General features: G+C 69.0%; 13 protein-coding genes. 8 read left to right on the plus strand and 5 right to left on the minus strand.

Annotated elements, in window-relative coordinates; all coding sequences use genetic code 11:
- Window positions 1–6 precede the first annotated feature (6 nt).
- Window positions 7–411 carry a hypothetical protein gene (locus tag E8A74_RS00870; RefSeq protein ID WP_136926956.1) on the minus strand — a complete coding sequence of 135 codons (405 nt, stop codon included), beginning with the start codon at window positions 409–411 and terminating at the stop codon, window positions 7–9.
- 43 nt (window positions 412–454) lie between these two features.
- On the minus strand, window positions 455–2,617 hold the full coding sequence (locus E8A74_RS00875) for a sensor domain-containing diguanylate cyclase (protein WP_136926957.1): 2,163 nt from the start codon (window positions 2,615–2,617) through the stop codon (window positions 455–457).
- A 77-nt stretch (window positions 2,618–2,694) separates the two neighbouring features.
- On the opposite strand from E8A74_RS00875, the gene E8A74_RS00880 reads away from it, so the two are divergent.
- Window positions 2,695–3,840, plus strand: a complete 1,146-nt coding sequence (locus tag E8A74_RS00880; protein ID WP_136926958.1) for a sensor histidine kinase — start codon at window positions 2,695–2,697, stop codon at window positions 3,838–3,840.
- Here E8A74_RS00880 and E8A74_RS00885 read toward each other — a convergent pair.
- Genes E8A74_RS00885 through E8A74_RS00895 form a run of 3 tightly spaced genes read right to left on the minus strand, consistent with a single transcriptional unit; the run spans window position 3,833 to window position 6,047 of the window.
- Window positions 3,833–4,654: a SirB1 family protein gene (locus E8A74_RS00885; RefSeq protein WP_232379307.1), complete on the minus strand. Its 822-nt coding sequence runs from the start codon at window positions 4,652–4,654 to the stop codon at window positions 3,833–3,835. The two genes, E8A74_RS00880 and E8A74_RS00885, sit on opposite strands and share 8 nt — an antisense overlap.
- 36 nt (window positions 4,655–4,690) lie before the next feature.
- Window positions 4,691–5,497 carry a polysaccharide deacetylase family protein gene (locus E8A74_RS00890; RefSeq protein WP_136926959.1) on the minus strand — a complete coding sequence of 269 codons (807 nt, stop codon included), beginning with the start codon at window positions 5,495–5,497 and terminating at the stop codon, window positions 4,691–4,693.
- Between the two features lie 4 nt (window positions 5,498–5,501).
- Window positions 5,502–6,047 (minus strand): hypothetical protein, encoded by a 546-nt coding sequence (locus E8A74_RS00895; RefSeq protein ID WP_136926960.1) that lies wholly within the window; start codon window positions 6,045–6,047, stop codon window positions 5,502–5,504.
- Window positions 6,048–6,098: 51 nt separating this feature from the next.
- On the opposite strand from E8A74_RS00895, the gene E8A74_RS00900 reads away from it, so the two are divergent.
- From E8A74_RS00900 to E8A74_RS00930, 7 genes are all read left to right on the plus strand, one after another.
- Window positions 6,099–7,568, plus strand: coding sequence for an MBOAT family O-acyltransferase (locus E8A74_RS00900; protein WP_136926961.1), 1,470 nt, complete (start codon window positions 6,099–6,101; stop codon window positions 7,566–7,568).
- A 2-nt stretch (window positions 7,569–7,570) separates the two neighbouring features.
- Window positions 7,571–7,882, plus strand: a complete 312-nt coding sequence (locus tag E8A74_RS00905; RefSeq protein ID WP_136926962.1) for a hypothetical protein — start codon at window positions 7,571–7,573, stop codon at window positions 7,880–7,882.
- A gap of 34 nt (window positions 7,883–7,916) precedes the next feature.
- Entirely contained in the window at window positions 7,917–8,297 is a 381-nt protein-coding gene (locus E8A74_RS00910) for a hypothetical protein (RefSeq protein WP_136926963.1), read from the plus strand.
- Window positions 8,294–8,929: a hypothetical protein gene (locus E8A74_RS00915; RefSeq protein WP_136926964.1), complete on the plus strand. Its 636-nt coding sequence runs from the start codon at window positions 8,294–8,296 to the stop codon at window positions 8,927–8,929. The genes E8A74_RS00910 and E8A74_RS00915 overlap by 4 nt, the downstream gene beginning before the upstream one ends.
- Window positions 8,930–9,042: 113 nt before the next feature.
- A complete protein-coding gene (locus E8A74_RS00920) occupies window positions 9,043–10,140 on the plus strand; it encodes a tryptophan 2,3-dioxygenase family protein (protein ID WP_136926965.1) in 1,098 nt (365 codons plus the stop codon).
- A 1-nt stretch (window position 10,141) separates the two neighbouring features.
- Window positions 10,142–12,163 carry a DCC1-like thiol-disulfide oxidoreductase family protein gene (locus E8A74_RS00925; protein ID WP_232379308.1) on the plus strand — a complete coding sequence of 674 codons (2,022 nt, stop codon included), beginning with the start codon at window positions 10,142–10,144 and terminating at the stop codon, window positions 12,161–12,163.
- A 5-nt stretch (window positions 12,164–12,168) separates the two neighbouring features.
- Entirely contained in the window at window positions 12,169–14,187 is a 2,019-nt protein-coding gene (locus E8A74_RS00930) for an HTTM domain-containing protein (protein ID WP_232379309.1), read from the plus strand.
- Window positions 14,188–14,679 lie beyond the last annotated feature (492 nt).

Consider the following 14,679-nt stretch of genomic DNA (forward strand, 5'->3'; position numbering starts at 1 on the left):
TCCCCTCTACTTCGGCTCCCCATCGTCCGTCATGATCCGGAACCCCGGATCCTCCTCCGTCGGCCCCTTCGGCTTCTGGCCCGGCGGGTACCGCGGCGGATCACGATCGTCTTTGCGCTCGTCGTCCGGCCCGGGCTCGCGCTTCTTGTCCTTGTCCTTGTCCTTGTCCTTGTCCTTCGACCCGAACAGCATCTCCGTCCCCAACCGGCTCACGACGTTGTTCGCCGCGCGGTAGATCTCGCGCCCCGCGACCTCGACTTGTTTGCCCACGTCCGTCCGGTCGAGCTCCTTCTTGATCCCGGTCGCCGCCATCGTGGCCGCACGGAACAAGTGGCCGAGGCCCTGCACCAGGTGCGTCTTCGCCCGTTCGGCTTGCTCGTTGCGATCGTCCCGATCGTCGTTCGCGCTCATACCTGGAGTGTATGGGTCGCGTCAGCGCGCTCGCAAGCCACCATCAGGCTGCGTGTTGCGCTTTCGACCCGGCGGCGCGGGGCAGGGCCGCGTGGGCGGTGACGCGGTTCCGCCCGCCGCGCTTCGAGGCGTAGAGGGCCTCGTCCGCCGCCTTGAAGAGGTCTTCCCAGGTCTCGCCGGCCTCGGGGAAGCTCGCCACGCCGATCGAGCAGGTCACGCGGATCGTCACGGGCTGACCGTCCGGGCCGGGCTTCGGCGCGTGGAAGATCGTCTTGCCGAGCTCCTCGCGCACCCGCTCGGCCAGCAGCATCGCGCCGCGCGTGTCCGTCTCCTCGCAGATCACCACGAACTCCTCGCCGCCGAAGCGCGCCGTGGCGTCGGTCGCGCGCCGCTCGCGGCGGAGGATCTCGCCGAGGCCCTTGATGATCACGTCGCCCGCGTCGTGCCCGTAGGTGTCGTTGACCTTCTTGAAGTGGTCGATGTCCGTCACGAGCACGCTGAGCTTGCGGCCGAAGCGCTTGGCCGCCTTGATCTTCTGGTCGGCGATCTCCAGCATCGCGCGCTTGTTGTAGAGGCCCGTCATGCCGTCGAGCGTGGCCATCTCTTCGAGCCTGCGCATCATGCGCGCGTTCGCGAGCGAGACAGCGACGTGGCTCGTGAGCACTTCGAGCGTGCTGCGCGCGGCGTCGCCGAACGCGGCGCGGCGGCGCGAGCCGAGGACGAGCGTGCCGAGGGGCTTGTCGTGCACGAGCATCGGCAGGACGATCATCGAGGGCATGCTCGGCGGCGCGAGCTTCTTCGTGAAGACGACCTGGCGCTTCTCGTCGTACTCGCCGCGGTAGGGCAGCGGGTGCTTGTTTTCGAGCGCCATCGAGACGAGGCCGGCGTTCTGCTTGTAGCGCTGGCCGACGAGGTTCGCCTCGTCGCCGCCGCTGACGGCGCGGATCTCGTGGGCCTTCTGTGACTCGTCGTAGAGCGTGACCGCGGCGAAGTCGACGCTCGTGATCTCGCGCGCCGTGCGCAGGCCCGACTCCACGACCTCGGCCTCGGTCGTCGCGGCGTTGAGGCTCTCGACCGCGCGGTAGAGCCGGCCCTGCTCCACCTTGGCGCGCTCGAGCTGCACGAACACACGCTCGTTCTGGATGGCCCGCACCGCGTAGCGGCAGGCCTCCATGGCGAGCTCCTGTTCTTTGAGGCCAAAGGGCTCGTCGGTGAGCCGGTCGAGGACGAGCACGCCGCGGATGGAGCCGTGCTCGAAGACCGGCAGCGCGAGCGCGGCGCGCACGGGGCAAGGGCCCGTGTAGTAGGGGAGCTTGTGGCGCGGCTCGAGGCCACGGAGCGCGACGGCCTCGCGCTGCGTGATCGCCGCGCCGAAGATGCCGTCGCCCGCGAGGAAGGGGCCCTCGGCGACGTTCGGGTCGTCGGTCGAGAGCTCGCTGATGCGCAGGTGCGTCCCGGCGTCGTTTTGCCAGAGGAGGACCGCCGTGTGCAGGTTCATCGCCTGCCGGAGCAGCCGCAGCGCGAAGAGCACGGACTGGTGGATCTCCTCCACGCCCGAGCGCACGAGCCGCTCCTCGTCGTTCGCCCGCGACGAGGCGCGCCCGCCGCCCGGCGCGCCGAGCAGCCGGTAGCTCCGCGCGTCATCGCGAAGTTTCTCCACCTCGGCCTGGATGCGATCTTTCAGCGCGCTCCTCGCGCGGGCGATCTCGGCGCGGAGGAGCAGCGCGTTGAACGAGGCGAACACGACCATGAACGCGCCCGCGTAGGCGAGGCGGTCGAGGCTCGACGCGAGCATGGCCCAGTGTCGCACGGAGGCGTCGAGCCCGAGCGCGAAGGCGAGGAGCAGGACCGTGGCGATCGGGCGCGCGAACGCGCTCACGAGGCCCACGCACACGTAGACGAGCGGGTAGAGGCGCCCGTCGAGCGCGCCGTCGCTGCGCGTCACGATCGCGTAGACGAGCACGGTGAAGAGCGCGCCAACCTCGAGGTCGAGGCGGAGCGTGCCCTCGATCGCCCGGGAGCGCCGCGACGCGCGCGCCGCGAGCAGGCCGAGCAGGAGCGCCGAGGCCGGCGCTTCGATCCAGAGCGAGAGCGGGCTCGCCGTGGACGCGACCACGATCGCGCCGAGGCCGATCGCAGAGAGGAGCGGCAAGGCCGCGCGGCCAAGGCGCCGAAGCTTGAGCACGAGGACCACGAGCGGAGCCATGCGGGGTGGTAAGGCCCCCGTAGCAGAGGCCATCGGGGCGGGCCTAGTTTTGGGAGAAGACAGCTACCCTGACGCTCGTGCGCCCCGGCATCCGCCTTCAGCTCCTCGTCGCGCTCGGCACGCTGCTCGTCCTCGCGTTCCTGCCTCTCTTCTTCGCCGTCGTCAGCTTGCACCGCGCCAGCATGGCCGGCGTCATCCCCACGGCGCCCCTCGTCCGGCTCCTCGCGCTTTACATGGGCATCTTCGCCCTCGCGCTCCTCGTCTTCATGTACCTCGCGATGACGCGGCTCGTGGTCGATCCGATCGAGCGCCTCTCGCGCGCCGCGGGCCGCGTGGCCGAGGGCGCGCGCCGGCTCGAGTTGCCTCGCGCGGGCGCGCGGGAACTCGCCGAGCTCGCCGACAGCGTGGCGCGCATGACCGAGCGCCTGCGCGCCGACGAGGAGAGCCTGCGCGTGAAGATCGACGAGGCCACGCGGTATGCGAAGGAGCTCGAACGCGCGCAGGAGCGGCTCGTGCGCTCCGAGCGCCTCGCCTCCGTGGGACGCCTCGCGGCCGGGCTCGCGCACGAGATCGGAAACCCCATCGCCGCGCTGCTCGGCTTCGAGGAGCTGCTGCTCGCCGGCGGCCTCGACGAGGCCGATCAACGCGACTTCTTGCAGCGCATGAAGGGCGAGACCGAGCGCATCCACGGCATCCTGCGGGACCTGCTCGACTTCGCCCGCCCTGCGACGAGCGTGCGCGGCGGTCGAGCCCCCGAGATCGGCGGCTCCCTCGCGCAAGCGATCGACGCCGCGCTCGCCCTCGTCAAACCGCAGAAGGCCCTGCGCGACGTGGCCATCACGCTCGACGTCGACAAGCATCTCCCGCTCGTCGCGCTCTCCGAGGAGCGCCTCGTGCAGGTCCTCTTGAACCTGCTCCTCAACGCGGCCGACGCCGTCCCGAAGCCCGGAGGGCGTATCGATCTCGTCGCCCGCCGCGCGCCCGAGGGCGTGCGCGTCGAGGTCCACGACAACGGCCCCGGCGTCGCGCCGGCCATCCGCGATCGACTCTTCGAACCCTTCACCACGACGAAGGAGATCGGCAAAGGCACGGGCCTCGGGCTCGCGGTGTGCCGGGGCCTGCTCGAATCCGTGGGCGGATCGATCGGCGTCGAGCACGGCGAGGAGGGCGCGGGCGCGCGCTTCTCCTTCACGGTCCCGCTCGCCGCGAAGGACCTCAGTTGAACGAGCGGTTCGCGGTGGGCCGGGCGAGGATCGCGCGGCTGCCGCCGAGCCGATCGAGCTCGCGGGAGAGCTCCGGCGACGGCGCGATCGCGACGAGGTGTTCGAGCACGTTGCGCAGCCGCTCGTCGTCGTTCCGCGACGCGTGGATGCTGCGGAGGTTCGAGAGCATGCGGGCGAGGATCTGGCGCTTGCTGCAAGGTTCGAGCAGGCGCGGATCGACCCGCGGCCCCGCGCCCGTCACCCGCGCGTGCAGGGCTTCGAGCTCCTGCCCGGCGAGGATCCGCCCGTGGAACGGATCGATCACGAGGGGGACGCCCGGGGTCTCGGCTTGCTTGGCGGCGTAGCGCGTCCCGAACCCCGGTCGCGGAGCTTCCTTCTGCCGATTCCCCGCGCCGACCAGAAAATGCCCCGGGAACGAGATGCCTTTCGCGTCGATCCCCGCGCGTGTCGCCACGTCGAGCAACACGACGGCGAGCGTGATCGGGATGCCCTTCTTCCGGTCGAGCACCTCGTTCAGGTAGCTGTTGCGCGGGTCGTAATACTCCTCGGCGTTGCCGCGGAAGCCTTGCGAGCCGTAGAGCCATTCGAGCACCACGCGCACCCGCTCCTCCGTCGTCCCGTGCGGCGCGTCCTGGGCGATGCGCCGCGCGGCCGCGCGGCCGAGCGCTTCGAGCGTCGACACGTACCGCGCGACGTCGAGCGACGGGTACTCGCTCTCCGCGAAGACGAGCGAGGCTTGCACGAGATCGATCTCCGGCTCGGGACGCGAGACGAGGTGGGCGAAGAGGGTCAGGCTCGGGCGAGAAGGCACCATGACGATCCGTCTTCGTTCGTAGCGCTCTTCGGGGCCCTAGGCCGCACCTTCCTCGCGGCTTCCTTCCACGAAATCCGTGACCGCCACGCCCGCGAGGTTCCTCGCCCGCAGGCCTTCGAGGATCTTCGGCAGCGCGGCGAGGCTCGCCGGCACGTGATCCTCGCGCTCGGCCGCGTCGTGCAGCAGCACGATCGCCCCGTCTTCGAGGCCTCGCGTGACGCGCGCCGTCACCTTCTCGGCGTCCGCGGAGGCGAGCCCGTCGATCGCCCGCACCGACCAGCCGACCACGGTCAGATCGAGCGCGTCCACGACCTTCGCGATGCGCGGGTTCGTGTGCCCGATCGGCGGCCGGAACAGGGTCGGCCTCCGGCCCGTGATCTTCTCCAGCACCACGAGGGAGCGCTCGATGTCCGCGCGCACGGCGGACGTGGGCAACATGGCGAAGGTCCGCGGGTGGGCGTAGCCGTGTGAGCCGAGAGCGTGACCTCGCGCCACGATGTCGCGCACGATCTCCGGGTGCGCCTCGGCCTTCTTGCCGATCACGAAGAACGTCGCCTTGACCTTCGCCTGGTCGAGCAGGTCGAGCACCTTCGGCGTATGCGTGGGGTTCGGCCCGTCGTCGAAGGTCAGGGCCACGCCGCGCGCGTCGTCGGGCCCGCGGCAGACCGCGTCGACGAACATGCGCAGGCGCAGGAGGAGCACGCCGGAGAGGACCGTCGCCGTGTACGCGGCGAGCGCGGCGAGCGTGATCCACGTGGGCACGGGCCCGATCAGGAGCGAACGCGCGACGAGCGCGAGGGCCCCGAACGTCGCCATGTAGAACAGGATCCGCGCGGGCGGCACCGCTCTACTTCTTCGCCTTTTTCTCGTCCGCCGACGTGTCGTCGAAGTCCTCGTCGAGCTCGTCCGCGGCCGGCTGCGCGATGCGCTTCTGGGACCCGGCCTTCGCGGGCGGGGCCTTCGCCTCTTCTTTCGCCTCGCCCTCGGGCTCGGGCGTGTTGTCCGCGTCGTAGAAGCCGCCGAGCACCGCGGCGACCGCGGCGAGCGAGGTGATCGGGAAGTACCCGAGCTGGATCGTCTCGCTCTTCGCCATCACGCCGACCTGGCTCAGCAGATCGGTCGGGAGGTACATCGTCAGCCACTTGCGCGCGGCGAACATGAGCCCGGCGCCGAGCAACGCGCCGACGCCGGCCTTCATCCCCGCCTCGATCTTCGCGTCCTTCGCCCAGATGGGTTTGCCCGCGATGAGGCCGATCACGACGCCCGTCACGGCGGCGGCGATGTACGCGAGCCACGCAGGAAGGACGGCAAATCCGAGCTTCACAAGCCCGAACCCGATGAGCCCGCCTACGATGAGGCCTTTGAGGATCCCTACGATCAGGCGCCCGAGCATCACCGTAATCCTTGGCACGGCAGCCCGCGCCGTTCAACATGCGGCCCGCTCGTGAACTTCATCAGCATCGAGTACGCGGTTTTCTTCGCCGTTGCGTTCGTCGGTTGGTGGGGCCTTTCGGCCCTCCGCCCCTCGTTTGCGACGGACGGCGGGCGCCTCCTCGCTTCGTGGCCGCGCATCATCTTTCTCCTTGTGATGAGTTACGGCTTCTACGCCGCCTGGGACTGGCGGTATCTGCCGCTCATCTTCGGCTCGTCGACCGTCGACTTCTTCCTCGCCCGCATCATCGCGAACGAGCCGAGCGCGTCGCGCCGCAAGGCGCTCCTGACGATCACCGTCGTCCTCAACCTCGGCTTCCTCGGCTTCTTCAAGTACTGGAACTTCGGCGTCGAGAACGTCGAGCTCCTCCGCGCGTGGCTCACGGGCACAGCGCCGAAGACGAGCGACGCGATGCGGGTCTTGCTTCCGCCCGTCGGCATCTCGTTCTTCACGTTCGAGTCGATGAGCTACGTCATCGACGTCTACCGCGGCGACCTGCCGGCGCACCGGAGCTACCTCCGGTACCTGCTCTTCGTCTCGTTTTTCCCGCACCTCGTCGCGGGCCCGATCGTTCGCCCGCGGGATCTTCTGCCGCAGCTCGAAGCCGTCCCCTCCCTGCCGAGCCGCGTCGGCGCCGAGGCCCTGTTCCTCATCGCGGTCGGGCTCCTGAAGAAGGTCGTCTTCGCCGATCAGCTCGCGATCCACCTCGTCGATCGTGTCTTCGACCAGCCCGAGAGGTACTCCGCGATCGAGGTGCTCGCGGGCGTCTACGGCTACGCCGTCCAGATCTACTGCGACTTCTCGGGCTACAGCGACATCGCCATCGGCTCGGCGCTCCTGCTCGGCGTGCGCTTCCCGCCGAACTTCGACGCGCCCTACACCTCGTCGAACCTCGCCGAGTTCTGGCGCCGCTGGCACATCTCGTTGTCGAGCTGGCTGCGCGACTACCTCTACATCCCGCTCGGCGGCAACCGCGGTTCGAACCTCGCGACGTACCGCAACCTCATGCTCACGATGCTGCTCGGCGGCCTCTGGCACGGCGCGTCGTGGACGTTTGTCTTCTGGGGGTTTTTGCACGGGCTCGGCCTCGCCGTGACGCGCGCCGTCGAGCGCGCCGGCGGCAAGAGCGCGGGCAAGCCGAAGCGCCTTTTGCCGAAGCCTGTCGGCGTGGTCCTCACGTTCCACTACGTCTGCCTCGCGTGGATCTTCTTCCGCGCCCCGACCTTCGACATCGGCACGCGCGTCCTCAAGCAGATCTCGACCGGGACGACCTTCCACCCGAACCTGCCGCCCATCGTCGCCGCCTTGCTCGCGCTCGGGATCGCCGTGCACCACACGCCGCGCGTGATCTACGATCGGCTGCGCGCCGCGTTCGCGGCCCTGCCGGCCCCCGCGCAGGGTGCCATGCTCTTCGTCGTCGCCGTCGTGCTGCACGAGGCAGCGAGCGTGAAAGCCGTGCCGTTCGTGTACTTCCAGTTCTGACCATGCGCCCCCTCGCCCTGCTCCTCCTCGTTCTCGTTGGCCTCGTTCTCGTTGGTTGCGGCAACACGATCAACGGCCGCGGCGCGGCCGCGCCGCTCGTGCGCGTGCACGCGGCCAAGGACCTCGATTGCCCCGATGAAGAGGTTCGCGTGACCGAGGAGTTCGGCGGGGTCTACAAGGCCATCGGCTGCGGCAGGAAGGCGTACTATCGCACCCTCTGCGAGGGCCTCTCCTGCGAGGTGAGGGGCGAGGGCGACGGGCCCGTCGGCTGGCGGGAGCGGCCCGATCAGACCACGCCCGTCCTTCCGAGGTAGACATCGAACCGGCGCTTAGCGACAGGACCGAACGATGAGCGAGACGAACGAGGGCGCGGATCCGCAGGGCGAGGCCGAAGAGCCGAGCGAGGCCACGCGCCCCAAGAAGAAGCGCAAGAAGAAGGCGAAGGCGCCGCGCGAAGGCGTGCCCTCGTTCGCGCAGCGGTTCCCGCGCGACGAGAGCCTCGACGCGCTGCTCGCCGCCTTCGACCGCGGCGACTACGGCCGCGTCCGCGAGGACGGCGCGCGCCTCGTGAAGAGCACCGACGACCCGGCCGTGCGTCGCGCCGCCGAGGAGCTGCTCCGTCGCATCGAGCCCGATCCGCTCGCGAAGTACATGCTCCTCGCCGCGTGCTTGCTCCTCGCCTTTTTTACGGTCTGGTACTTCTCCCACCGGCTCGCGCCCACCCCATGACGCGGAGGCGGAGCGCCCTCGCCCTCGTCCTTTCGGGCTTCACGTTCGCCGCGTGTGGGCCGGCCACGCCCGAGCCGCGGCCTTCGTTCACCACGCCCGGCGAGGGCGTCGTCGATGTTTCCTCCGGCACGCCGATCGAGCGGTATTTTCCGATCGTTCACGGCAACCTCTGGCACTACGAGACGACGAGCGACGACGGCGCGCGTGGCCTTTTGCTCGTCCGCGCCCGCCGCACGAGCGCGTTCGAAGGCGAGCTCGTCACGCCCAAGGGCGCGCGCCGCGTCGCGTTCACGAGCGAGGGCGTCGCGCTCCTCGGCCGCTCGGTCTACGTGCTCCGGGCGCCCGTCGTCGTCGGCATGAGCTGGACCGGCGAGCATGGCGGCGGGACGCGGATCGTGGCGGTCGGGCAGAGCGTGACCGTGCCGGCGGGCCGCTTCGAGGGATGTGTCGTCACGGTCGAAGAGCGCGGCGGCGATGTACCCGTCCGGTACACGACCACGTTTTGTCCCGATGTGGGCATCACCGTTCTCGACGTCGAGGCGCGCGTAGGCCACGAGCGCGCGGAACTCCGGAGTTACGGGCCACCCGTGAACATCGGACCCGAGGGCACGAGCGTCACCACGACGCCCTGATCACGGGCAGACGTTACGTTAGCGGCGGTCGCGGGCGCTCTTCGGGCGCGCTGCTCGTGGCTTCCGTTTTCGCCCGTCGGAAGTAGACTCGCCTCGCGACGAGGAGCTGACACATGCGCAACTACTGGGACTACATCAAGGTCGAAGAGCTCCTTTCGCTGCAGGGCGGCTTCGACAACGACGAGAGCAAACTCTCGAACGACGAGGTCGTCTTCATCGTCGTCCACCAGGTCTACGAGCTCTGGTTCAAGCTCATCCTGCGCGAGCTCGAGACGGCGCGCGATCTCTTCCGCCAGAACCCCGTGCCCGACATGAAGCTCGCGAACGCGGCGACCTCGCTCCGCCGCGTCGTCGCGCTCTTCGAGCAGGCCGTGCCGCACTTCCGCGTGATGGAGACGCTCACCACGCGCGACTACCTCGACTTCCGGGATCGCCTGATCCCGGCGAGCGGCTTCCAGTCGGCGCAGATGCGCGAGATCGAGATCCTGCTCGGGCTGGATGACAACCTGCGCATCCCGCTCGGCCGCGAGGGCAGCTACATGGCGGCGCTCCGCTCCTCGGACGGCTCTGCCTCGCCGGCGCTCGCCCGCGTCGAGCACCGCAGAGAGAGCGGGCCGAGCTTCAAGGCCGTGCTTTACGACTGGCTCTCGCGCACGCCGATCGACGGCCCTGCGACGCAGGAGTCGGCCGAGCGTTTCGCGCGGGCGTTCATCGCGGGGCACGAGAAGGAGATCGAGAACCGCATCCAGCTCGCCAAGCAGAACGCGCTCACGCCCGACGACATCGCGCGGCTCGAGCAGCGGTATCGGGCCGAGATCAAGTTCGCCGAGCGCTTCCTCCAGGCCGAGGACGAGGAGGGGCTCGACGACGAGGCGCGCGCCTTCCGCCGCCGCTTGCGCGCGGCGATCGTGTTCCTGGAGAGCTACCGCGAGCTGCCGCGGCTCGCGTGGCCGCGCGAGGTCATCGACCTCGTGATCGCGGTCGAGCAGCAGATGATCATCTGGCGCCAGCGTCACGCGCGCATGGTCGAGCGCGTGATCGGCCGCCGCACGGGCACGGGCGGCTCCGCGGGCGTCGATTACCTCGATCAGACCGCACTCCGTTATCGCATCTTCAACGACCTCTGGGCTGTGCGGACCATCTTGCTCCGCAAGCCGAGCGTCCCCTTGCTCTCGCACGAGGACGAGTACCGATTCCGGGTCGAGGATTGACGTGGGCAAACGAATTCTGTCGAGCTTCCTTACCATCGACGCTCGCTCCCTGGGGCTCTTCCGCATCACGATGGCCCTCGTCCTTTGCGGCGACCTCTTCCGCCGCTGGCCCTGGGTGCGCGCGTTTTATTCGAACGAGGGCGTCCTCCCGAACCACAACCACATCTTCAACCTGCGCGACAAAGGCCAGGTCTGGAGCTTCCTCCACGCCTTTTCGAGCGTCGGCGAGAATCACGTCGCGTTCGCCCTGATCCTGCTCGTCTACCTCGGCTTTCTCCTCGGCTGGAAGACGCGCGTCTTCCACGCGCTCTCCCTCGTCGGGCTCGTGAGCCTCGGCGCGCGGAACATCCTGCTCGAAAACCAGGGCAACTACGCGGCCGTCGCGCTCCTCTTCTTCACGCTCTTCTTGCCGCTCGGCAGCCGCTTCTCCGTCGACGCCCTCGTCCGCTCGTATGCGGATCGCGACGAGAAGACCGACGCCGATCTGAACGATCGCACACGGCCCACGGAGGCCGAGCTCGCGGCCACGCGTGGCCCCGGCTGGTCGCCCCTCTCGTTCGCGGCGCTCGCCGTCACATTGCAAATCGTGATCATCCTGATCGCGTCCGCGGCATGGCATTTCGCGGGGCCGTGGCGGGACGGCAGCGGGCTCTATTATGCGCTCCAGGTCGAGCGCTGGGTGAGCGACGTCGGCGTGCGGTTTCAGCATGCGCCGGCGGGCGTCTTGAAGGGCCTCTCGTATTTGCTCCTCGCCACGGAATGCGTGGTGCCGCTCCTCGTGCTCGTCCCCGTGGCGCGCCGGCCCTTGCGCGGGATCGCGGTCGGGCTGCTCGTCGTGTATGCGCTCGCGCTCGGCGTCCTGTTCTCGCTCGGCCTGTATGCCTGGACGCTCCTCGCCGCCGCGGCGCTGCTCCTGCCCGCGGAGAGCTGGGACGCCTTCGAGCGCCGCTTCTCGCCCGAGCGCGCGCGCAGCGTCGTATACGACGAGGATTGCGGCGTTTGCTTGTGGCTCGCGCGCCTCGCCAAACGCCTCGATGCCCATACCCACCTCACGTTCCAGGGCAATGGTGACCTCTCGGGTTTGCTCCGCGGCAAGGCCGACGGCTCGGTCGAGAAGGTCGACCTGCCGGCGGGCATCACCGAGGAGCTCGTGCAGGACACCATCGTCGTCGTGGACGCGAAGGGCACGGTCTTCACGCGGAGCCGCGGCATCGCGGAGATCGTGCGGGCTCTGCCGCTCGGGCAGCCGCTCGCCTTCGTCATGCGCCTGCCGGGCATCTCGAATCTGCTCGACGTCTTGTACGACGCCTTCGCCAAGCGACGCACGAACATCAGCGTGCTAGTTGGCCTGGACGCGTGTGGCCTCCCCGCGCCGAAAGACGAATCCGACGCCGAGGCCGCCGAGGCCCTCGAAGTCCCGTCTGCCGTGCGCGCAAAGCGTCTCGTGACGGGCGGCCTCCGCGACGCGTTCGCGCTCGTGCTTTTCGTCGCGGCGCTCGCCCAGGCGGCCAAGGAAAACCCGCTCCCGTTCGCGATTCCCCAGGGCAGGGTGCTCGCGGCGGTCGTCGCCTGGCCGCGCATGCTGGAGCGCTGGGACGTGCTCGTCGTGAACACGGACGAGGACGGCGTCTTCGTGATCGACGGCCAGAACCGCAAGGGCGCGAGCATCGACCCGCTCACGGGCGCCCCGCCCGCGATCGACCCTGCCGCGTTCAACACGCGCAAGCTCGGCCAGCTCTGGAACGATTACTTGAACCGCGTCCGCCAGCGCGAGTACGAGCCGTACCAGAAGGCCCTGCGTGATTACCTCGGCAAGGGCGGCCCCGCGCTCGAAGGCCGCGCGCCGGACGAGCAGCTCTCAGGGTACGACGCGTACTGGGTGAAGTATTCGATCGCGAAGCCCGGCGAGAGCCCGGCGCGGGTCGAGAAGGGTCGCGAAAAACTCTTCACGCATTCGCGCGGCGGACGCCTGGCGATCGACAGGCTCCCGATCATCAAGCCCGACGTCCGCCGGCAGGAGTAGGCGCCGTGGCCGATGTAGCCGCCGAGGGCGAGGTCACGGCCGACGCGCCGGAGGAGAAGCCGCGGAAGGACAAAGCCGCGAGGCCGTGGTTTTCCCCGCTCCGCGCCGCGTTCGTGTGGCTGCGCGACCATTACATGACGATGGATCCGCGCACGCTCGGGTTTTTCCGGCTCGTGATCGGGTTTCTGGTCACGGCCGATTGCATCCGGCACTGGATGGATGCGCGCTTGTTCTACTCGAACGAGGGCATCCTCACGAACCATTACCACCTCTTCCGCCCGAGCAGCGGCTTCAATTTCAGCATCTTCCACGCGTTCTCCACGCCCGGAGAGGTCCACGTCGCCTTCGCGATCGCGACGTTTTGCCATTTTTGTTTCTTCCTCGGCTGGCATACCCGCATCTTCTCGGTCCTCTCGTTCTTCTTCGTGACGAGCCTCGACAACCGGCTCGTCATGGTCGAGAACGGCGGGTACGTCGTGGAAAACCTGCTCATCGGCTGGGCGATGTTCATGCCCACCGGCCAGCGATTCTCGGTCGACGCGCTCTTGCGCTCGTTCCGCGAGCGCAAGGAGCGTTCGTCCGCGGAGCTCAACGCCCGCGCGCCGTTCGCCTGGGCCACGAAGCCCTACGTCTCGCTCATCGGGCTCGTCACGACCCTGAACATCGCGGTCATTTATTATTTCAACGTCGTCAACAAATCGGGCCATATCTGGCGCAAGGGCGACACGGTCCATTACGTGCTCCACCTCGATCGCATGATCACGGGGCTCGCCGTGCCGTTTCGCGAGTACATGCCGCTCTGGATGATGCGGCCCGTCGCCTGGAGCGTGCTCGTCGTCGAGGCGCTCCTCGTGCCGCTCATCCTCGCCCCCGCCGGCCGCCGCATCACGCGGCCGCTCGCGATGCTCCTGATGACCGGCCTGCACGGGAGCTTCGGCGTGATGATGCGCCTCGGCCCGTTCTCCTGGTTCATGATCGCCTGGAGCTTCCTGTTCCCCCAGCCCGTGCACTGGGAGATCCTCGGCCGCTGGTACACGAAGAAGGCCCGCGCGTGGGTCGTGGTCTACGATCGGCGCTCCCCGCTCGCGTTTTTCATGTGCCGGCTCCTCGCGCGCCTCGACCTTTGCGAGCGCCTCACGTTCGAGGAGAGCCCCGAGGAAGACGCCACGCCGGCGCTCCTCCGCGTCCGTGATCCTGCGACGAACGAGGTCCACGACGATCACGCGGCGCTCGCGGCCATCGCGCGATCGCTCCCGGCGGGCCGCTTGGTCTGGCCTCTCTTCCGCGTCCTCACGCTCGGCCTGTCCGCGCCGCTTTTCGGCGCCGTCGCGCGCCGTCGTGACGCCCTCGCCCGCGCCTGGGGCCTCGGCGCGAAGCCGCGCGGCCGTGAGGCGAGCGCGCCGCCGTCCCCGCTCGCCGCGCGCGCGGGGCGCGTGCGCGCTGGCTTGCGCGAGGCGCTCGTGGCCTGGTTCTTCGTCTGCGCGGTGAGCCAGACGCTGAACGAGAACAAGTCCGTTCCGGCGCCCTTCAAGCACCAGCAACCGTGGCTCATGCAGGCGACCCTCGGCTACCCGCGCATGTACCAGGGCTGGGGGATGTTCGCGCCGAACCCGATCAGCGACGACGGCTCGATCTCGGTCGACGCCGTCACGCTCGGCGGTCGCCGCGTCGATCCGTTCACCGGCGACGTGCCGGACCTCAATCTCTCGGACGCGCGTGGCCTCGGCCTGAACCAGATCTGGCAGGACTACTTCAACCGCATCCGGCTCGATCGGAACAAGGTGTTCCGTCATGGGCTCAAGGAGTACCTCCTGCGCTGGCACGAAGAGACGGGCCGCCCCGAGGACGAGCTCGTCGCGTTTGATGTGTACTGGCTGCGGGATCAGTGCCCTCTGCCTGGACAAACACAACCCTACAAGCATGAAAAGATTGCGATCCTGACATATCGAAAGCCTGGATACAGGCCTCCGCCGGGCAATCCGCCGCTCCCGCCCGAGCCAAAGGTCGAGAGCGCGGGCAACTAACGAGCGGGCCGCGTCACGTCGGCGCAGCGCGTGATTCTGTCGTGCGACAATGTGGGCCGTCCGGAGCGCTCTTTGCTTTCCGGTGTGGCCGTGCGGGCTGGCTTGCATCGCAGCGTCGAGCCCCGAACGTGCGATGGGCAAACGGTTCGGGTTCGTTTAGGATTCTCGGGACTGTATGCACGACGTCCTCCCTGCTTCGATCGATCTTCGGCGGGGGACCGAGGGCCATGTGTGCCGACGCCCTCGCCGTGGGGAGGTTCGTCGTCGTGAGGCTCGAGGTGCGTCCTCGCCGGGGTGGGCGAGAAACACGCCATGCGGGCTACCTGGTGCGTCGCTTCGCCTCCTCGGGGTATATGCTGCTTCCCGGAGCGCGCCGCGCGGCGCGCTTCGAACGTTCGAGGAAGGTTCGAGGCTTTTCGCGGCACGTAAGGACAATGGACCGCGACGAGGCCGATGGGCGGTCCCCAGGAGACGAGGTCGGGTTACGCGTCG

Source organism: Polyangium fumosum (genome assembly GCF_005144585.1).
GTDB classification, from domain to species: Bacteria; Myxococcota_A; Polyangia; order Polyangiales; family Polyangiaceae; genus Polyangium; species Polyangium fumosum.